Raw genomic sequence first — 19,680 nt, 5'->3', positions numbered from 1 at the left:
GTGAACGTTTTCTTATTATAATTTTTTATAGTAAGTGAGCATAGAGGGTGATGAAATGGTATCTATTTATGATATTCAGCAGTTACTAAAGAAATTTGGTACGATTATTTATACGGGTGATCGAATTGCAGATTTACAATTAATGCAAGATGAATTGCGTGAATTAAATCAATCACAGCTAATCGATCCACAAGACTATCAAACAGCTTTATTTTTATTGAAGCAAGAAATTCAAAAAGAGCTAAATAAGAATTAGATAAAGGTAGGTAAGCAACATGGAAGAGAAATGGTTAGTTGGTGTTGACCTTGGTGGTACAACTATTAAATTAGCATTTATTAATGTGTACGGTGAAATTTTACATAAGTGGGAAATCCCTACGAATACAAATGAGCAGGGAAAACATATTACACTTGATGTAGCGAAAGCTATTGATAAAAAGTTAGAAGAGTTAGGCGAATTAAAAAGTAAGTTAATCGGTATTGGTATGGGAGCTCCTGGTCCTGTACACGTGGCGTCTGGAATGATTTATGAAGCGGTTAACTTAGGATGGAAAAACTATCCGTTAAAAGATTTATTAGAAGTAGAAACAGGATTACCTGTTGTTATTGATAATGATGCGAACTTAGCAGCGCTTGGTGAAATGTGGAAAGGTGCTGGTGAGGGAGCAAAAGATTTAATTTGTATGACGCTTGGCACTGGTGTTGGCGGCGGTGTAATTGCCAATGGAGAGATTGTACACGGCGTAAGCGGTGCTGCTGGTGAAATCGGACACATTACAGTCGTTACAGAGAATGCTTTCCCATGTAATTGCGGGAAGTCTGGTTGCCTAGAAACTGTAGCATCTGCAACAGGTATTGTGCGTGTTGCTATGCAAAAAATACAAGAAACTGATAAAGAAAGTATTCTACGTTCTATGTTAGCAGAAGAAGGACGTATCACATCAAAAGACGTATTTGAAGCACATGGACAAGGTGATGAACTAGCAGGCGAAGTAGTAGAAAAAGTAGCTTCTTATTTAGGTTTAGCTGTAGCGAACCTTTCTAGCACGTTGAACCCAGAGAAAATTGTTATTGGTGGAGGCGTTTCTAAAGCAGGAGATGCACTATTAGAACCAATTCAACGCTATTTCGAGCAATATGCTTTCTCACGTGCTGTAAAGAGCACGAAGTTAGCGATTGCAACACTTGGCAATGATGCAGGTGTTATCGGAGGAGCTTGGCTTGTAAAAAAGCACAAATACGAAGCGAAGATGATATAAGTTGTGAAGTATGAAAAGAGGAAGGGGAAACCCTTCCTCTTTTTGTGCGAAATCTTGATGAAGAATAGCATGTAAATGAATTAAGCTGCTGGTGGGTACCCGTTATATAGAACAGTCATGATTGTAAACCATCCGAAAACGAGTACAGTTGCAATTGCAAAGCCGCCCGCGAGAAAATTCTTTTCGCGAAGTGTTCTAAGCGTAGCAAATACAGCTAACAGAGTGACAAGCGTAAAAATAATAACAAGGCCCATACAATATCCTCCTCTGTCTACCCATTCCTTAATATGAGTTTTTGGAATATTTACTCTTTTATATTGTACATGTTTTAAAAATGATTGTCGAGATAGCATCCTTTCTTTTCCTAAGAGAAAAAAATGTTGTATCATTGAAAGTAAGTTTAATAATTGGAGGAGATTTTCATATGAAATGGATACAAATGCCGTTAGGCCCATTACAAACAAATGCTTATATTTTAACGAATGAGCAAAATGAGTGTATTATCTTTGATCCTGGTCACGAAGGAGAGAAGCTCGTTACATATTTACAAGAAGAAAAATTAAAGCCACTGGCTGTTTTATTAACACATGCTCACTTTGATCATATTGGTGCTGTTGATGCGGTAAGAGACGCTTTTCATATTCCTGTGTACGTACATAAAGAAGAAGCAGATTGGTTAGGCGATGCAACTGTAAATGGTTCTCAAATTTTTATGATGAATCGCAGCATTACAGCAAAACCAGCAGATCATATTATTGATGCAGAAGGTGCATTAGCAATTGGTTCATTTAACTTTGAAATTTTTGAGACACCAGGACATTCTCCAGGCAGTGTTTCTTATTACTGTAAAGAGGCGAATGCTGTATTTTCTGGAGATGTATTGTTCCAAATGAGTATTGGAAGAACAGATTTACCTGGTGGAAGTTTTGCAGAATTGATTGGAAGTATTGAAGAGAAATTATTTGTATTACCTGATGAAACAGCGGTGTTATGTGGACATGGTCCAGAAACAAGCATTGGTTTTGAAAAAGAAAATAATCCATTTTTACAGTAAGGAGCTAGTATGGAGATGGAGCTCATTTTAAAAGAATGGATGGAAAAAGAAAAGGATTATTCAATTTCATACAGTACATATATGAACCTCGCATTATATGCAGAGGAACATGGATATTATATGAAAGAACGTGAAAAAATCGGAAGGCAAGGGGATTTTTTTACAAGTAGCAATGTATCCTCTGTGTTTGCAAAAACTTTTGCTAAGTTTTTTATTCGTCTTGTTGAAAATGGTGAAGTTGCTCCACATATTTGTGAGATTGGTGGGGGAACAGGGAAGTTTGCCTATGATGTTTTACAAGAATGGAAGCAATTATCACCGAAAACCTTTATTGATTTAAACTATTCAATGATTGAAATGAGCCCTTTTCATAGAAAATTACAGCAGAAAAATCTTTGTTCATTTTCTAATGTGTCATATTATACATCGCATAATGAAATGGGAGAATCGTTCGAAGGAATTCTTTTTTCGAATGAGTTATTTGATGCATTTCCTGTTGAAGTAATTGAGAAGAGAAATGGAATATTGTATGAAGTACGTGTTACGTACACAGAGGAAGGGAAGCTTGCAGAAGTATGTAGGCCGTTACATAAAAAAATTGGTCGATACTTATTGAAATATAATATTCATCTTGCTGAAGGCCAACGTTTTGAAGTGCCGATTGCAATGGAAGAATATATAAAAGAAGTTGCGAAATGGTTTCAACGAGGTGTATGTATTACAGTTGATTATGGATATACAAAAGAAGAATGGATGCATCCTGCACATCAAGAAGGAAGTTTACGAGGCTATTACGAGCATAAGTTAATTCGTAATCCTTTAGCGTATCCAGGTGAAATGGACCTTACTACTCATATTCATTGGGACGAACTGAAAGAGATGTTTAGCCTGCAAGGTATGCATACAGTATGGCATAAGAAGCAATCTGAGTTTTTGTTAGCAACAGGAATATTAGAGCAACTTACGAATCATCAAGATCGGGATCCTTTTTCTGAAACTCAAAAACAAAATCGCGCAGTGCGTTCAATGGTTTTGGGCGGAGGATTAGGGAGTGCATTTGATGTTGCTATACATACGAAACATATGCAACAGCTACACTTAGATCGGTATTTGAAAATATAAAAAAACAAGACACAGCATATTTCTGTGTCTTGTTTTTTAATACGACTTTTTAATTATGTAGCATCATATATTTCCTCTCATGATATATATTTATATTAAAGATATGAGATAAAAAATATAAAATACGTCCTTTTTCTCTTTTTATGAATCCCTAACCTAATAATACGCGAACGAGTTGAATAATTGTCTCGTTTTCTACTTTGTAATAAATTTCCAATCCTTTTCTTTCACTTGAAACGATTTTAGCGCTTTTTAACTTTGCTAAATGCTGTGAAATTGTAGATTGTGGCATGTTTAAGCCAGTGTACATTGTAGAAACGTTGCTTGGACCACGTTCAATTAATCCTTTTACAATACATAAGCGAACAGGATGAGCAAGTACTTTCAATAATTCTGCATTGCTTTCATATAGTTCAATTTCTTTTTGAAAGGTTTCTAACATGTTCTTTTCCACCTCCGTGTGAGCTGTTATACCATATTATACATACCAAAAAATTAAAGAAAAGGAAACAGTTGTTGCAGAAAAAAAGTCCTAAAGTAAAGAAATTGTAAGAAAAGAGACCCTGATGTAAATAAAGTAGATGAATTAGCACGGTTTTGTAAAATGACATTTTTGGGTGAAAATTTCGATGCGTTTTAAAAATTGAAAGATATAGATATATTTGTAACACAATTTTATCACGATTTTCTTATTCTTTCAAATGAATATACAAAATTTTTAAAATAATATGACAAAGGAATTATAATGTTATATATAGAATATAAAACAGGTTAAAAGAAAAGAAGCTGAATGTAATCAGCTTCTTTATGGTGAAAATGAAATGTTCGAATATAGCTGATAAATCTTAGAATTACCAAGACATTAGTTATGTATTCTAGATTTCATCATTTATCAATTTTAAAAATCTGTTGTTCCATATATTCTCATAAAAGTTAATTGTCTCTTTTGCGGACATAAATGGATTATTTAGCGTAGAGGTTGCTTTCTGGACCATGAAGTTTTCGTATCCTAGTCCATGAGCGAATTTAATCGTAGCATCCATACAATACTCTGTTTGGGCACCACAAAATTCAATACGATGGACAGATAATTGATCTAAAACCTCTTTTAAGTTTGTCTTATAAAATGAATTGGCATGTGTTTTTCTTACAAAAAAATCTCGTTCTTGAACATCTAAATCACCATGAATAGCCCAAAGTTCTTTTTCAGGTACTAAATCATCATCACAATGTTGAACGAAAAGAATTGGTTTATTTGATTCTCTGTATGAAGAAATTCTTTTATTTACTTTTGTAAGTAAGTTTTGTAAGTCAAATAAATGTTCTTCGCTATAACATACTCCATTTTGTAAATCGATAACGATTAAGACATCTGCACAAGTATCCATTATTTTTGCCCCTTTTTATTTTTTAATATATCAATTAATTTATTGCTTGAAAATAGATGGTGCTCTTTTGTTTTTTTATGAACTATACGAAACAGCATAAAAAAAGATATGAAAGCTTCATTTCATATCTTCTTTTCTCTCTATGCATTTACAGGTTCTTCTATATAAGAAAGGGCATTTTCAAAATCGGATATTAAATCGCCAACATTTTCAAGGCCGACGGATAACCGAAGTAATGAATTCGAAATACCTCTTTCATCACGAGCTTCTTGCGATAGTGCTGCATGTGACATTTTAGCTGGGTAGGAAAGGATTGATTCGACAGCTCCTAAACTAACCGCAAAGACAGGTAATTTAACTTTTGATAAAAATTGGCGGAGTGCGTCTTCTGATTGTAAAGTGAAAGATAGGACAGCTCCGGCTGATGTAGCTTGAGATTGTTGAATATTAAATCCCAGATGTGTTTGTAAGCCAGGATAATAGACGTTTTGAACTTTATTGTGCTCTTGTAAATAGTGTGCAATTTTATTGGCGTTAGCAGCTGAGTGCTCAAGACGTACATGCAATGTTTTTAGACCGCGAAGGACGAGAGAACAATCTTGCGGACCTAAAATAGCGCCGAATGCATTTTGTAAAAATCCAAGTTTTTGAGCGAGTTCGGCATCTTTTACAACCGCTAATCCTGCAGTAACATCACTATGACCGGCAATGAATTTTGTGGCACTATGAAGAACGACATCGGCGCCAAGATCAAGTGGCTTCTGGAATAGTGGTGTCAAAAATGTATTATCAACAAAAGTAAGGGCGTCAATAGATTTTGCAAGTTTAGAAACAGCACGAATATCTGTAACTTTTAAAAGTGGATTAGAGGGTGTTTCTACATAAAAGAGTTTTGTATTTGGCTTAATGTTTTGTTTTATTTCTTCTAAATTGGTCATATCAACAAATGTATGTGATACACCGTAACGGGAGAGAACTTCAGTTATCATTCGATAAGTCCCTCCGTATACGTCTTCTGAAATGAGTACGTGATCACCTTGTGAAAGGAGGAGGAATGCAGTAGAAATCGCTGCAATTCCTGATGCGAATGCAAACCCTTTTGTTCCGCCTTCTAATAAAGCGATAATATCTTCAAGCGCTTCGCGAGTTGGATTACCAGAGCGGCTATAGTCATATTTCCCGAACGTATCTACATCAAATTGGTGGAATGTTGATGTATTATAAATGGGAACGTTAACAGCTCCTGTTTGTGAGTCATGTTTATATTGGTTGTGTAGTAAAAGTGTATCTATAGAATAACTCATATTCTTACACCTTCTTTTACAAGTTTAATGGCTTGCTGTAAGTCTTGAATTAAATCGTTACTATTTTCAATACCGACAGAAAATCGAAGAAGACGATTACATACACCGTTTGCTGTTCTAATTTCTTCAGGAATATCAGCGTGTGTTTGTGTTGCCGGATATGTCATTAAACTTTCAACACCACCGAGACTTTCAGCAAATGTAATTAAGGATAAAGATTGTAGGAATGGATTAATCCACGTTTCATCTTTTAGACGAAATGAGATCATGCCGCCTCTTCCAGGGTAAAATACATCTGTCACACCGTCTTCATCATTTAAATAAGCGACAACTGCTTTTGCATTTTCTTCATGTTGTCTCATGCGAAGCGCTAATGTTTTCATACCACGAATTAATAGCCATGAATCAAATGGGCTTAAGACCGCGCCTGATGCATTATGATAATGAGCGATTTCCTCACAAAGTTCCTTTCCTTTTGCAACGACAAGTCCGCTTAGTACATCGTTATGTCCTCCTAAATATTTCGTTGCGCTATGAATTACAATGTCCGCGCCTTCTGTTAATGGCTGCTGTATATAAGGTGTGTAGAACGTGTTGTCTACGATAAGAAGTAGTCCGTGTCTTTTCGCTACAGTTGCGACAGCAGCAATATCAGTAACTTGCATTAATGGATTAGTTGGAGTTTCTATGAAAATAGCCTTCGTTTCAGTTGTGATAGCTTGCTCAATTTGTTTAATAGACTGTGTATTTACGTATCTACATCGAACGTTCCACTTTTTTTCGTGCTCAGAAAATAATCGATAAGTGCCCCCGTATAAATCTTCAGATACAATAAGTTCGTCTCCAGAACGGAATAGGGACAGGACGAGGAGAACAGCTGCCATCCCTGAACTACAGGCATATCCTTGTTCACCGTGTTCTAAGTCTGCAATTGCCTGCTCTAACAGGCCGCGAGTTGGATTGCCAGTTCGTGAATAGTCAAAGCCAGTCGATTTACCAATTCCTTCGTGACGATAGGCAGTTGAAAAATAAACAGGTGGATTAACAGTTCCTGTTGTAGTTTCGCTTCGGTTTCCGATTTGTGCTAGTTTTGTTTCAATAGTTGACATGTGAAAATTCCTCCTTTTTAAATTAACAATTAAGTGAATGTAAAATAAAAAAAGCCTTCTAAGGAAGAAGGCTTTCGGTTTGAATAGAGTCTTCTTCTCATCTGTCAAATCTTTCACAATTTGCTGGAATTAGCACCTTATTAACAAATGTTAATGGTTGCTGAGGCGTCATAGGGCCAGTCCCTCTACCTCTCTAGATAAGAATGTTCGTATGAAATTTTATTATATTTTTAACTTTACAACAAAAGATAATTGAATTGCAACTTTATTTTAAATAATTTTTATTTTTCCGCAAGTGTCATTGACTTTTGCATTTGTGCGTGCTAAATTTATTGAAAAATTAACAAACATTGTTAAAAGGGGAACGCATTTCCTTTTAGCTACATAAATAAAATAATAAAGACAAACTCTTATTGAGAGCGGTGGAGGGAAAGGCCCTATGAAACCCGGCAACCTTCAAACGAAATGTTTGAAACGGTGCTAATACCTGCAAAACGAATGTTTTGCATAATAAGAGGAGGATCGATTATGTCCCCCTCTTCAAAATGAAGAGGGGGTTTTTATATTGATAGAAATGAGGGAGATTGGTGAAATTACTAGATTTATTATCAAAAGGAATTGTAATAGGTGATGGTGCGGTTGGAACGTTATTACATTCACATGGCTTGCAAAGTAGTTTTGAAGAATTGAATATATCTGATCCGGATTTAATTATATCGATTCATAAGCAATATGTAGCTGCTGGGGCAGATGTAATTCAAACAAATACGTACGGAGCAAATGAAGCGAAATTACGTATGTATGGTTTAGAAAATCAAGTTACTGAAATTAATAGAGCAGCAGTAAAACTGGCGAAAGCATCTGTTACAGACAGAAATGCCATTTTAGGAACAATTGGTGGTATGAAACATATCGGAGCTGTTACGACAACTGATATGGAAAGAGAATTTATGTTACTTGAGCAGGCAAGTGCTTTACTAGAAGAACAGGTTGATGGATTACTATTAGAGACTTTTTATGATGAGTTTGAATTACTTCATGCCGTTCAGGTGTTACGAAAACAAACGAATATTCCAATTGTAGCGCAATTAGCGTTACATGAGGCAGGTACGACTCAAAATGGAAATGATGTAAATGAAATATTAAAACAGCTTTTAGATTATGGTGCAAATGTTGTTGGATTGAACTGCCAACTAGGGCCACTTCATATGACGGAAGCTTTTAAAATGATATCGATCCCGCAAAATGGTTATTTGTCAGCATATCCAAATGCAGGTCTCCCGAATTATGTGGAGGGACGTTACGTATATGAGGGAAGTCCAGCTTATTTCGAAGCGATGACACCGAAATTTATTGAGCAAGGTATTCGGTTATTGGGTGGTTGTTGTGGCACTACGCCAGAACATATTGAAAGCATGAAACGTGCCACTTTACATGTTACGCCTGTAATAGAGAAAGATACGATTCAAAGACCGAAAGTAGTTCATACGCATGAGAAACGTTCGAAAGCTCATATTACTTTAGCAGAGAAAGCCAAAAAACAAACGACAGTAGTAGTGGAATTAGATCCACCAAAAACGTTAGATACACAGCGTTTTTTTGAAGGCGCAAGAGCATTGAAAAGAGCTGGAGCAGATGCTATTACTCTAGCAGATAATTCATTAGCATCGCCTCGCGTCTCGAATATGGCAATGGGTGCATTATTAACGAAACACGATATTCCGGTATTGACGCACTTAACGTGTAGAGACCATAACGTCATCGGACTACAATCTCATTTACTAGGATTATCAGCGTTAGGCATGGAAGAAGTGTTAGCTTTAACTGGTGATCCAGCACGCGTTGGTGATTTTCCAGGTGCCACTTCTGTATATGATTTGTCCTCTATTGAGCTCATTAAAATGATTAAAGAAATGAACGATGGGCGCTCCATTTTAGGGAAATCAATAGGTCCAGCAACAAGGTTTTCAGTAGGAGGTGCGTTTAATCCGCATGTAAGACATTTAAAAGCAGCGGTTAAGCGAATGGAACGGAAAATAGATGCTGGAGCAGAATATTTCTTAACGCAGCCAATTTATGATATCGCGTTAATTGAAGAAGTGTATGAAGCGACAAAGCATTTAGAACAACCTATTTTTATTGGGATTATGCCATTAATAAGTAAACGGAATGCAGATTTTCTTCATTTTGAGGTGCCAGGTATTACTTTACCTGAAGCAGTAAGAGAGAGAATGGATGGACATGAAACGAAAGAGGCAGCAATTGAGGAAGGGATTCGTATTTCTCAAGAGTTGATCGATGCGGCGATGAAATATTTTAACGGCATTTATCTTATTACACCATTTCTAAAATATGAAATTACAGAACACCTCGTTAAATATGTGAGAGAAAAGCAAGAAGTGAAAGAAGGTATTAATTGATGAAATGTATAGAAGAAAAATTACAAAATAACATCTTAATATTAGATGGTGCAATGGGAACAATGATTCAGCAAGAGGACTTAACTGCGGAAGATTTCGGAGGAGAAGAGTACGAAGGCTGTAATGAATATTTAGTAGAAACAAGGCCTGATGTCATTTTAAAGATTCATAAAGCTTATATTGAAGCTGGAGCAGATATTATTGAAACAAATACATTTGGGGCGACAAATATTGTATTAAGTGATTATGAGTTGTCTCATTTAGACGAGGAACTAAATGAGAAGGCAGCACGTTTAGCGAAGCAAGCGGTCAATGAAAGCGGGAAGGAAGTATACGTTGCGGGAGCAATGGGGCCGACAACGAAAGCGATTAGTGTTACTGGTGGTGTAACATTTGACGAATTAATTGAAGCTTATACGCGGCAGGCAAGAGGGTTATTGAAGGGAGAAGTGGATGTATTACTCGTTGAGACGAGTCAAGATATGCGTAACGTGAAGGCTGCTTATATTGGAATTCAAGCAGCTTTTGACGAATTAAATACAATTGTACCTATCATGATTTCGGGAACGATTGAACCGATGGGAACGACTCTAGCTGGGCAAACAATTGAGGCTTTTTACTTATCGGTAGAACATATGAAGCCATTATCTGTTGGATTAAACTGTGCGACTGGTCCGGAGTTTATGAGAGATCATATTCGTTCCCTATCAGATTTGTCGGAGTGTTACATTTCTTGTTATCCCAATGCAGGTCTTCCTGATGAAGATGGACATTATCATGAATCTCCATCTTCTCTCGCTGAAAAAGTGAAGCGATTTGCTGAAGAAGGATGGGTTAATATTATCGGTGGTTGTTGTGGCACAACGCCAGAACATATAAAAGCAATGAAAGCTGCATTAGCGTCTCTTAATCCGCGTGAACATCACGAAAGAGCTGGGCACGGTGTTAGTGGATTAGAGGCACTGCAATATGATGACTCTATGAGACCGTTATTTGTTGGTGAAAGAACAAACGTTATTGGATCACGTAAATTTAAACAATTAGTAGCAGAAGGAAAATTTGAAGAGGCTGCGGAAGTTGCAAGAGCGCAAGTGAAGAAAAATGCTCATGTTATTGATATTTGTATGGCAGACCCGGACCGGGATGAAATAGAAGATATGGAAAACTTCTTGGCAGAAGTTACGAAAGTATTAAAAGTCCCGATCATGATTGACTCAACAGATGAAAATGTGATGGAGCGAGCTCTTACTTATATTCAAGGGAAAGCTGTTATTAATTCAATTAATTTAGAAGATGGAGAAGAACGATTTAAAAAAGTGACACCGCTTCTTCAAAAATATGGTGCCGCTATTGTTGTAGGAACAATCGATGAAGACGGTATGGCGGTTAGTGCAGAACGAAAACTCGAAATTGCGAAAAGAAGTTATGAGTTATTGACGACGAAATATGGTATACGCCCGTCAGATATTATTTTTGACGCACTTGTATTTCCTGTAGGTACAGGTGATGAAGAATATATTGGCTCGGCGGCAGCGACGATAGAAGGTATTCGTCTTATTAAAGAAGCGTTACCAGAGTGTTTAACGATTTTAGGTGTAAGTAACATATCATTTGGTTTACCACCAGCTGGGCGTGAAGTATTAAATTCCGTCTTTTTATATCATGCAACGAAAGCAGGATTAGATTACGCGATTGTGAATACGGAAAAATTAGAGCGCTATGCGTCAATTCCTGATGAAGAAAAACGCCTTGCAGATGCATTACTTTTTGAAACGACGCAAGAGACGTTAGAAGAATTTACAAACTTCTATCGCGTGGCAAAAAAGAAAGATGTTGTTGTCCAAGAAACATTAACTCTTGATGAAAGGCTCGCAAATTACATTGTAGAAGGTACGAAACAAGGGTTACACGAAGATTTAAGCCTCGCACTTACAGAAGGAAGAAAACCTTTGGATATTATTAATGGTCCACTTATGACAGGAATGGATGAGGTAGGACGATTATTTAATAATAATGAGCTTATCGTTGCTGAAGTATTGCAAAGTGCTGAAAGTATGAAAGCTGCTGTAAGTTATTTAGAGCCACATATGGAATCTAGCGATAGTGCGAAAAAAGGGAAAGTATTATTAGCAACTGTTAAAGGTGACGTACATGATATTGGGAAAAATCTCGTTGAAATTATTTTAGCGAATAACGGATATGAGATTATTAATTTAGGAATCAATGTTCGCTCGGATCGAATTGTGCAAGAAGTACAAGAAAAGAAGCCTGATATTATTGGGCTTTCTGGTTTATTAGTAAAATCAGCGCAACAAATGGTAATGACTGCTGAAGATTTAAAAGCAGCGGATATTGACATTCCAATTGTTGTAGGCGGGGCAGCGTTAACGAGAAAGTTTACAGATAACCGTATTTCGCCATCCTATAAAGGGCTCGTATGTTATGCAAGTGATGCGATGACGGGGCTTGATATTATTAATAAGCTTCAAAAAGAAGAAGAGAGAGAGAAGATGAAACAAGATAAAAAAGAACGTCATCTTCATATCGTAACAAAAGAAGAGAAGAAAGTAGAAATTCCAGCAGTAATTGAACCATTACCGAAGGCCGCGGTTATAGTGCCTGATTCAACAAAACGAATCGTATTACGCGATATCCCAGTTGCACATCTCGCTCCATTTTTAAATAGACAAATGCTACTTGGACATCACCTTGGATTAAAAGGAAGTGTGAAGAAGCTTTTGCGAGAGGGAGATAAAAGAGCACATGAATTAAATGATTTAATAGACGAATTATTGCAGGAAGGACAATCTTGGTTAAAGCCGAAAGCAGTGTATCAATTTTTCCCAGCGCAAAGCGATGGACAAAATATTATAATATATGATCCAGAAGATCATACGCGTGTTATAGAACGTTTCACATTCCCAAGACAAGGAAAAGCACCATATCGTACTTTAGGTGATTATTTACGCCCAGTTGGAGATGAGATGGACTACGTTGCTTTCCTATCTGTTACGGTTGGGGAAGGTGTTCGGGACATTGCTGAAGAATGGAAAGCGAAGGGTGATTATTTACGCAGTCATGCTATTCAATCGTTAGCGCTTGAACTAGCAGAGGGACTTGCTGAAAAGACACATATGCTTATTCGGGATCGCTGGGGTATTCCAGATTCACCAGAACTGACGATGGAAGAACGTTTCCGTACAAAATATAGAGGAATACGCGTGTCCTTCGGTTATCCAGCATGTCCAGAACTCGCGGATCAAGAAAAGTTATTTCGCCTAATTCATCCAGAAGAAATAGGTATTTCATTAACGGAAGGATTTATGATGGAGCCAGAAGCATCTGTAACGGCTATGGTATTTTCTCACCCCGAGGCAAGATATTTTAGTGTATTATAGTCTAGAAGGGGGAGACGTATGAAAAAAATAGTCTTTACAGGTGGCGGTTCGGCAGGGCATGTAACACCTAATTTAGCCATCATTCCGCATTTACAAGAACAGAATTGGGATATTTCTTATATTGGTTCTCATCAAGGAATTGAGAAAACAATTATAGAAAAGGAAGGCATTCCGTACTATAGTATTGCAAGCGGAAAGCTACGTCGTTATTTTGATTTGAAAAATATAAAAGATCCTTTTCTTGTAATGAAGGGTGTTATGGATGCGTATGTAAGGATTCGAAAACTAAAACCGGATGTAATTTTTTCAAAAGGTGGTTTCGTATCTGTACCAGTCGTAATTGGAGGATGGTTAAATAGAGTACCAGTCTTACTACATGAATCTGATATGACGCCAGGACTAGCAAACAAAATTGCGCTCCGTTTTGCTTCGGAAATATTTGTTACATTTGAAGAAGCTGCGAAACATTTACCGAAAGAAAAAGTAATTTATACAGGATCGCCTGTACGTGAAGAAGTGCTAAAGGGAAATCGTGAAAAAGGTTTAGCGTTTTTAGGTTTTTCACGTAAAAAGCCAGTTATTACAATTATGGGAGGAAGCTTGGGCGCAAAGAAAATTAATGAAACGGTTCGAGAAGCGTTACCAGAACTTCTAAAAAAGTATCAAATTGTTCATCTTTGCGGAAAAGGTAATCTTGATGAAAGTTTACAAAATAAAGAAGGATATAGACAATTTGAATATGTACATGGGGAACTGCCAGATATATTAGCGATAACAGACTTTGTTATTTCACGTGCGGGCTCTAATGCCATTTTTGAGTTTTTAACATTGCAAAAGCCGATGCTTTTAATTCCGCTATCCAAATTTGCAAGCCGTGGAGATCAAATACTAAATGCAGAGTCCTTTGAAAGACAAGGATATGCTTCTGTATTGTATGAAGAAGATGTGACTGTCAATTCTCTTATAAAGCATGTTGAAGAGTTATCTCATAATAATGAGGCATATAAAACCGCATTAAAAAAATATAATGGAAAAGAAGCAATTCAAACAATCATTCACCATATTTCAGAGGCATGATGAAACAATCATGCCTCTTTTAGTAGGATGAAAGATTCCAAGAAACGGTGTTTTTATGTTACAATAGCAAATGGATTAGTAGGGAAATTCCAATTAATGAAGCGTGAAAATACGAATGGATTAGGAGTGACTGTGTTGGAGCTAAGTCTCTATGAAAATACTGCACTTATTATATGCTTTGTGTTGTACGTTGGTAGTGTTATTGTTTATATTTCAAGGAAGTTTTCGCAAGAAAGAGAGCTTGAAAAATCAGAAATAACAGCTGAACTAGAAATGTTAGCTGATGAAAGTTATAAAAAACAAAAAATAAAAGAAGACCATGAGGCATCCCATCATTTAAACGCAAATAAGTTTTAAAGATGGGGATTTTTTTTGAAGTTGTTCTTTATTATGTTTATAGCAAATAACGCTAAAATGGAGTTTCCCCCTTATATAATGAAGGAGTGTATATAAATGAATTTTTATATCGCCTCAGGATTCCAAAATAAACACCTTGTACGTTCTATAGCAAATGAACTGGAACATGCAGGATGGAACCATACATATGATTGGACTAAAAACGAAAGAGCAGTGAATCAATAACAATTAAAAGAAATTGGTCAGGCAGAAAAGAATGCTATTAAAGAAGCGGATGTATTTTTACTTTTATTAGATGGTGGAAACGGGAGCCATACAGAGTTTGGAATGGCGATTGCGCTAGAGAAAAAGATATATGTATATCATGAAAGGAATCCGCTCCAAACAACGTTCTATCATTTGCCAGAAATAAATATTTTTGAAGGAGATGCAACTGAATTTGCATCTTATGTTATGAATCATGTGAAATAATAGTAACTACCTAAAAGGTTATAAACGGGATCTTTTGGGTACAGTGATGATAAGAAACATATATAAAGGAGTACATAATATGAAATTAGAAAATGGATGGGAAACGAGCTTTTTAAAAGTCGTACAAAATAGTGAATTTAAGAAAGATGCACAGCTTAGTCAATTGCTTTGTGAGGATAGTGAAGAAGTTGAGGAGCTTGTTGATGATTATGGTTATGAAGAAATCATTAACCGCGAACATGATGATGAATTAGCTGATATTTTAGAAGAAGAACTTTTTAGTGAAATGGAACGATACGTATTCTTATCTTCACAGCCAGAAGAAAAACTTATTTCATTTGTAAATGGATTAGGTTTTCATGTGTTAGATTGGATCGTTCTTCTTGAAACAGAATTTGGCATTGATAGTGCAAACTTTACGTCAGACGCCGTGAAAACGTTAGAAAAGCGTTTTAGACAATTTCCATACATAGAGGACAAGACAATCTTTGATATGAAATTTGGAGAAGCAATGGATGTATTAGAGTCCATTACAGGATTACAACTGAAGGAAAAGATGAACGTATAATGTAAAAAAAGAACGTGAGGTAATCACGTTCTTTTTTTACATTATAATAATTTTGTCATCTAGTTTTGTTTGCCCGCTAAGAAGTGCGTTTAAATATTCTACTTTTCTTATACAAGCCTGTATATGTCTTTCAACCTCTTGCAACTCTGCTTGGTGATGTGTTTCAATCGGATGAATTTGTACGTTGAATTTTTCAAATTGACTACTATATGTTATTTCTGCATAGCCGCTCATAATATCCATTTCGTTATGAAATAAAAATTGTTTCGTTTTGTCACAGAATGATACATTCTGAAAGCCATATACTTTTAATGCTTCAATTACTTTTTTAATCATTTTTGTATTCATTTTTTTAACCCTCTTTACGAAGTTCTACTTATACATTATACCATAAAAAATTACAGAGAAAGCGCTTCCAAGTGTATTTTATTATAAACTTTACGTTTCAATCACAAAAATGAAACAAAGAAAAAATAATTGTAAAGAAGGGAGGACTCTTTTATTGTTTCGTCATATATATAGAGAAATAGTGCAATGAAAGGAAATTTTCCGAGGTGGAGATCGTATTTCCAATTTGAGCGCAGTAAAAGAGGTGAAAATCTTGAACTTTGATATTGTAGGACAAAAAGCATATATAAAAAATGGACCGCATCGGAACCGAATTGGAATTGTAAAGAAAAACGAGACAAAATTAGAATCGCAGTTTGCTATTGTAATTGGAGAACAAATCATTGATGTAGAGCTAAAAGATATTGTGTTAGTTGGGGTAGACGTAGGACAATTTCATAAATGGTGCGAACAAAATGGTTATTTGTGAAAAGGACGGGCTGTGAGATAATGAAATATATTTGAGAAAAGAGAATATGTAAGTGTATTCTCTTTTTCTATGTGTAAGGAGACGGAAATGAAGTATAAAGAACGAGATTTTACATTGGAGTTAAAAGAGAAGATTCAATGCATGGAGAAGGAAATAGAGAGAAGATCATTTAAACTTTTTAAAGATTATTCACATTTGTACATAGAAAAAAACATGGAATTATTTATAGAACTCATCAGAGATAAAGAAAATCCTTTTGAAACAGGATATTATTCATCGATTTCGATATCTGTATTAGATGAAGAAGGAAAGATGATTGAATTTTATACAGTTCCTATCTGGGAATGTTGTAGTTATTTTTTAGGAGTACCGCTTCAAATAAGGTTTTGGGGAAGTAAGTTAAGTGGTGAACTTATTGATGAATCTTATTGTGAGATAGAGGAGGAGTTAAAGGAGCGTTTGGAAGAGTTTTTACAGTTTGCAGATGAGGAATAATAGTTAGTCTTTAGTTTATAATTAATAGTTATTAAAAAAATGAAAAATGGTATATTTTCTTTATATCAATACATAATAATATATAGGTGGTGTTCTACATGGCTGAAGTAATTGGTAGAGCTTTATACATAGTGTTTGAAACAATATGCTATGCCTTATGTATAAAAGATAAAGAGGAAGATGAAAAGAACTAAAAAAGGACGCTAACAGTTTCTGTTAGCGTCCTTTTCATTATGAAGCAATTTCACCAGTTTTTGTATCATCTTGATTGTACGTATCTTGATCTAATTCACCAAGCCATTTACTAGAAATAAGACCTGCTGTCATAGAACCACTTACGTTAAGAGCTGTACGACCCATATCGATTAATGGTTCAACTGAAATAACAAGAGCGACAATACCGATTGGTAAGTTCATTGTAGATAGTACGATTAACGCTGCGAATGTTGCACCGCCACCAACGCCGGCAACACCGAATGAGCTAATCGCAACGACAGCGATTAAAGTTAAAATAAATTGTGGTTGTAATGGATCGATTCCTACAGTTGGAGCGACCATCATTGCAAGCATTGCTGGATAAATACCTGCGCAACCGTTTTGTCCGATAGATACTCCAAATGATGCTGCGAAGTTGGCAATCCCTTCGGAAATACCAAGCTTTTCTTTTTGTGCTTCAATATTTAATGGCATTGCACCAGCACTAGAGCGAGATGTAAATGCAAATGTTAATACAGGGAATACTTTTTTCAAATATTGAATTGGATTTAAACCAGATAGAGCAATTAATAATAAGTGGATAACGAACATTACGATAAGTGCTACGTAAGACGCTAAAACGAAGTTACCAAGTTTTAAAATAGCGTTTATATCGCTACCAGCAACTGTTTTTGCCATAAGAGCTAATACGCCGTATGGAGTAAGACGTAAAATTAATGTTACCATACGCATTACGATTGCATATACAGCATCAAGCATTTTCTTAAATAGTTCTGCTTGTTCTGGATATTTTCGCTTTACACCTATAAAGGCGATACCGATAAAGGCTGCAAATATTACAACAGAAATTGTTGATGTTGGACGAGCGCCTGTTAAATCAAGAAATGGATTCGTAGGTAACAGCTCTAATAATTTATCTGGAATTGTTGTTTTTTCAATAGAAGTAAATCTTTCTTCAACTAGCTTCAGACGAGCAGATTCTGCATCACCTTGTTGCAGACCTGTTGCAGATACATCAAATCCTGCACTTGCAGCGATACCGACAGCTGCAGCGATTCCTGTAGTAAGAATTAAAATTCCGATAATAAGACCACTAATTTTACCAAGGTTTTTCGTTAACTGTAATTTTGTAAATGCTGAAATAATAGATACTAAAATAAGTGGCATAACGATCATTTGAAGTAATTTCACATAACCGTTACCGATTAAGCCAAACCAAGTATTTGATTCAATAATTACTTTAGAAGTTGGTTCATAAATAAATTGTAATATAAGACCGAATATAATTCCGACTCCTAAAGCAGTAAATACACGTTTATTAAAAGATACATGCTTACGTTGCATATAATATAATACGCCAACTAAGATGAGCATGACTGCAACGTTAATTCCGACAAGCAGTGTATTCATGTTGATTCCCCCTAATTCCAATCTGTTATATAGAATATAAGGTAATAAAACCTATAAGTCAACTAGGAAATTGCGGATTTAAAAAAAAGATGGCATTTTGCCATCTTTTAATGTCCAGCCCCAGGGACAAGTAAAAACGTCGTGTAGTATGTAAATCCTATGAAGAAAACAGTTAAATATGCCCCAAATACGTATATATACATACGCTCTGTTAAATTTAAATAGCTTAAAAGTACGAAGAATCCTGTTTGTCCTAAAAATAGTAGTGCGGTCGAGTGCATATCCCCTACGTAAAACATAACCGAGAAAATTCCAGTCCAAAAGCCGAGAACGCGAAACATGCGCTCCATGCCATCTCCCTCCTTTTCTAAAAAAAGTAAACCTCACCTCATTATAGTTTATTTTTCTTACTATTGTAAATATTCGTTCATATAAAAAGAAGCCAATTATAATTGGCTTCTTTTTATATGAGAAATTAAATTGTTAGTTTATAATTACAAGATTTACATCCATCTAGTAAACTATCGTTTCGTGTTAATTCCGTGTTAGGGAATAGGATTTCAAAAATCCCTTTCATCATATCTCCGTGCATATTACAAATTTCAGTTGGATGATGAACGGCAACTTCTTTAAATGGACAATTGTGTACATCATAGAAAATTTTCGTTCCATCTGCACTTAATTCAAATGCAGGTGATAAGCCAGCTGTTGAGAAAGCTTCTTTTGCAATTTGAACTTTTTGTTCCACTGTTAAAGCATCTTCACTCACATTTAAACGCAGCATATGTTGTTGCATTAATTCGGCCCCGAATTGTTTTCCAGTTTCGTATAGCGCTTTTTCACCAGCAGCGCCAAGGCTAAGTAAAGAATTAAATGCGATTCTTGCTAATAATTGATAATCACGGAATGGAAATTGTAATTGGATAACATCTTCAGATAATACATACAATCTGCTTGGTCTCCCGCCTTTTCCAGTTTTCTTCGTTTCTGATTTCAGCATATGAACATCTTCTAATTTAGATAAATGTAAACGCGCTACGTTTGGATGAATGTCAAACTCATCTGCAATTTCTTGTACAGTTACGTAGCTATGTTTTTGAGAAATATATTTATAAATGTAATAACGAGTTGGATCAGATAATACACCTGTAATTTTTAAAGCTTGTTCCATGAGGATCTCCACCTTTATCACTTTATCCAAGATAATAACATTAT

20 protein-coding genes, 1 pseudogene and 2 riboswitches are annotated in these 19,680 nt (G+C 35.7%); of the genes and pseudogenes, 12 read left to right on the top strand and 9 right to left on the bottom strand.

Translation table 11 applies throughout. The annotated features are described in order from the left end of the window. The first annotated feature begins 55 nt into the window (after nt 1-55). Together AAG068_RS21410 and glcK are read left to right on the top strand one after the other, a co-directional pair. Nucleotides 56-256 (top strand): YqgQ family protein, encoded by a 201-nt coding sequence (locus AAG068_RS21410; RefSeq protein ID WP_000253699.1) that lies wholly within the window; start codon nt 56-58, stop codon nt 254-256. Nucleotides 257-275: 19 nt separating this feature from the next. Beyond that, nucleotides 276-1,259, top strand: coding sequence for a glucokinase (glcK, locus tag AAG068_RS21405; protein WP_000391706.1), 984 nt, complete (start codon nt 276-278; stop codon nt 1,257-1,259). Nucleotides 1,260-1,339: 80 nt separating this feature from the next. Here glcK and AAG068_RS21400 read toward each other — a convergent pair whose 3' ends face one another. Continuing rightward, the gene (locus AAG068_RS21400; protein ID WP_000524853.1) at nt 1,340-1,513 is read right to left on the bottom strand and encodes a DUF2759 domain-containing protein; all 174 of its coding nucleotides are present in this window, start codon (nt 1,511-1,513) and stop codon (nt 1,340-1,342) included. Nucleotides 1,514-1,683: 170 nt separating this feature from the next. Between AAG068_RS21400 and AAG068_RS21395 the strand changes: the two genes are divergently transcribed. Beyond that, on the top strand, nt 1,684-2,313 hold the full coding sequence (locus AAG068_RS21395) for an MBL fold metallo-hydrolase (protein WP_342715746.1): 630 nt from the start codon (nt 1,684-1,686) through the stop codon (nt 2,311-2,313). A gap of 9 nt (nt 2,314-2,322) precedes the next feature. Then, nucleotides 2,323-3,435, top strand: a complete 1,113-nt coding sequence (locus AAG068_RS21390) for a class I SAM-dependent methyltransferase (protein WP_342715745.1) — start codon at nt 2,323-2,325, stop codon at nt 3,433-3,435. Between the two features lie 151 nt (nt 3,436-3,586). Here the strand turns inward: AAG068_RS21390 and AAG068_RS21385 are convergent, their stop codons facing one another. The 4 genes from AAG068_RS21385 to metI all read right to left on the bottom strand — a co-directional run bounded on the left by AAG068_RS21385 (nt 3,587) and on the right by metI (nt 7,236). Then, entirely contained in the window at nt 3,587-3,877 is a 291-nt protein-coding gene (locus AAG068_RS21385) for an ArsR/SmtB family transcription factor (RefSeq protein ID WP_000894375.1), read from the bottom strand. A 433-nt stretch (nt 3,878-4,310) separates the two neighbouring features. Continuing rightward, the gene (locus AAG068_RS21380; RefSeq protein WP_342715744.1) at nt 4,311-4,823 is read right to left on the bottom strand and encodes a cysteine hydrolase family protein; all 513 of its coding nucleotides are present in this window, start codon (nt 4,821-4,823) and stop codon (nt 4,311-4,313) included. Between the two features lie 140 nt (nt 4,824-4,963). Continuing rightward, entirely contained in the window at nt 4,964-6,127 is a 1,164-nt protein-coding gene (gene metC, locus AAG068_RS21375) for a cystathionine beta-lyase (protein WP_342715743.1), read from the bottom strand. Continuing rightward, nucleotides 6,124-7,236: a cystathionine gamma-synthase/O-acetylhomoserine thiolyase gene (gene metI / locus AAG068_RS21370; protein WP_342715742.1), complete on the bottom strand. Its 1,113-nt coding sequence runs from the start codon at nt 7,234-7,236 to the stop codon at nt 6,124-6,126. Before metI ends, metC begins: the two co-directional genes overlap by 4 nt. A 94-nt stretch (nt 7,237-7,330) precedes the next feature. Continuing rightward, nucleotides 7,331-7,440: riboswitch (SAM riboswitch) on the bottom strand. A gap of 203 nt (nt 7,441-7,643) precedes the next feature. Further along, nucleotides 7,644-7,753, top strand: a riboswitch (SAM riboswitch). A gap of 70 nt (nt 7,754-7,823) precedes the next feature. Between metI and AAG068_RS21365 the strand changes: the two genes are divergently transcribed. From AAG068_RS21365 to AAG068_RS21340, 6 genes and pseudogenes are all read left to right on the top strand, one after another. Further along, nucleotides 7,824-9,656, top strand: a complete 1,833-nt coding sequence (locus AAG068_RS21365) for a bifunctional homocysteine S-methyltransferase/methylenetetrahydrofolate reductase (protein WP_342715741.1) — start codon at nt 7,824-7,826, stop codon at nt 9,654-9,656. Further along, nucleotides 9,656-13,054 carry a methionine synthase gene (gene metH, locus AAG068_RS21360; protein ID WP_342715740.1) on the top strand — a complete coding sequence of 1,133 codons (3,399 nt, stop codon included), beginning with the start codon at nt 9,656-9,658 and terminating at the stop codon, nt 13,052-13,054. Before AAG068_RS21365 ends, metH begins: the two co-directional genes overlap by 1 nt. A gap of 18 nt (nt 13,055-13,072) precedes the next feature. Then, nucleotides 13,073-14,131 carry an undecaprenyldiphospho-muramoylpentapeptide beta-N-acetylglucosaminyltransferase gene (gene murG / locus AAG068_RS21355; protein WP_342715739.1) on the top strand — a complete coding sequence of 353 codons (1,059 nt, stop codon included), beginning with the start codon at nt 13,073-13,075 and terminating at the stop codon, nt 14,129-14,131. 96 nt (nt 14,132-14,227) lie between these two features. Further along, a complete protein-coding gene (locus tag AAG068_RS21350; protein WP_000817964.1) occupies nt 14,228-14,488 on the top strand; it encodes a DUF3966 domain-containing protein in 261 nt (86 codons plus the stop codon). A 96-nt stretch (nt 14,489-14,584) separates the two neighbouring features. Further along, nucleotides 14,585-14,959 (top strand): annotated as a pseudogene (locus AAG068_RS21345) (nucleoside 2-deoxyribosyltransferase). A 79-nt stretch (nt 14,960-15,038) separates the two neighbouring features. Continuing rightward, a complete protein-coding gene (locus AAG068_RS21340) occupies nt 15,039-15,527 on the top strand; it encodes a hypothetical protein (protein WP_342715738.1) in 489 nt (162 codons plus the stop codon). Between the two features lie 36 nt (nt 15,528-15,563). On the opposite strand, the gene AAG068_RS21335 is transcribed toward AAG068_RS21340, so the two are convergent. Further along, on the bottom strand, nt 15,564-15,875 hold the full coding sequence (locus AAG068_RS21335) for a hypothetical protein (RefSeq protein WP_001093241.1): 312 nt from the start codon (nt 15,873-15,875) through the stop codon (nt 15,564-15,566). A gap of 253 nt (nt 15,876-16,128) precedes the next feature. On the opposite strand from AAG068_RS21335, the gene AAG068_RS21330 reads away from it, so the two are divergent. Together AAG068_RS21330 and AAG068_RS21325 are read left to right on the top strand one after the other, a co-directional pair. Beyond that, the gene (locus tag AAG068_RS21330) at nt 16,129-16,344 is read left to right on the top strand and encodes a DUF3912 family protein (RefSeq protein ID WP_071757284.1); all 216 of its coding nucleotides are present in this window, start codon (nt 16,129-16,131) and stop codon (nt 16,342-16,344) included. Between the two features lie 87 nt (nt 16,345-16,431). Continuing rightward, nucleotides 16,432-16,839: a hypothetical protein gene (locus tag AAG068_RS21325; protein ID WP_342715737.1), complete on the top strand. Its 408-nt coding sequence runs from the start codon at nt 16,432-16,434 to the stop codon at nt 16,837-16,839. Nucleotides 16,840-17,070: 231 nt separating this feature from the next. Here AAG068_RS21325 and AAG068_RS21320 read toward each other — a convergent pair whose 3' ends face one another. The 3 genes from AAG068_RS21320 to AAG068_RS21310 form a co-directional block, all read right to left on the bottom strand. Further along, the gene (locus tag AAG068_RS21320; protein WP_001094339.1) at nt 17,071-18,465 is read right to left on the bottom strand and encodes an L-cystine transporter; all 1,395 of its coding nucleotides are present in this window, start codon (nt 18,463-18,465) and stop codon (nt 17,071-17,073) included. A 107-nt stretch (nt 18,466-18,572) separates the two neighbouring features. Continuing rightward, the gene (locus tag AAG068_RS21315; protein ID WP_000440714.1) at nt 18,573-18,815 is read right to left on the bottom strand and encodes a DUF2626 domain-containing protein; all 243 of its coding nucleotides are present in this window, start codon (nt 18,813-18,815) and stop codon (nt 18,573-18,575) included. A 125-nt stretch (nt 18,816-18,940) separates the two neighbouring features. Then, complete coding sequence (locus AAG068_RS21310; RefSeq protein WP_097843949.1) at nt 18,941-19,636, bottom strand: helix-turn-helix transcriptional regulator; 696 nt, start codon at nt 19,634-19,636, stop codon at nt 18,941-18,943. Nucleotides 19,637-19,680 lie beyond the last annotated feature (44 nt).

Origin of the sequence: Bacillus paramycoides (assembly GCF_038971285.1) — a bacterium.
Taxonomy (GTDB): domain Bacteria; phylum Bacillota; class Bacilli; order Bacillales; family Bacillaceae_G; genus Bacillus_A.
The sequence above is the reverse complement of the archived record's forward strand: the minus strand, read 5'-3'. Positions and strand labels throughout refer to the sequence as shown.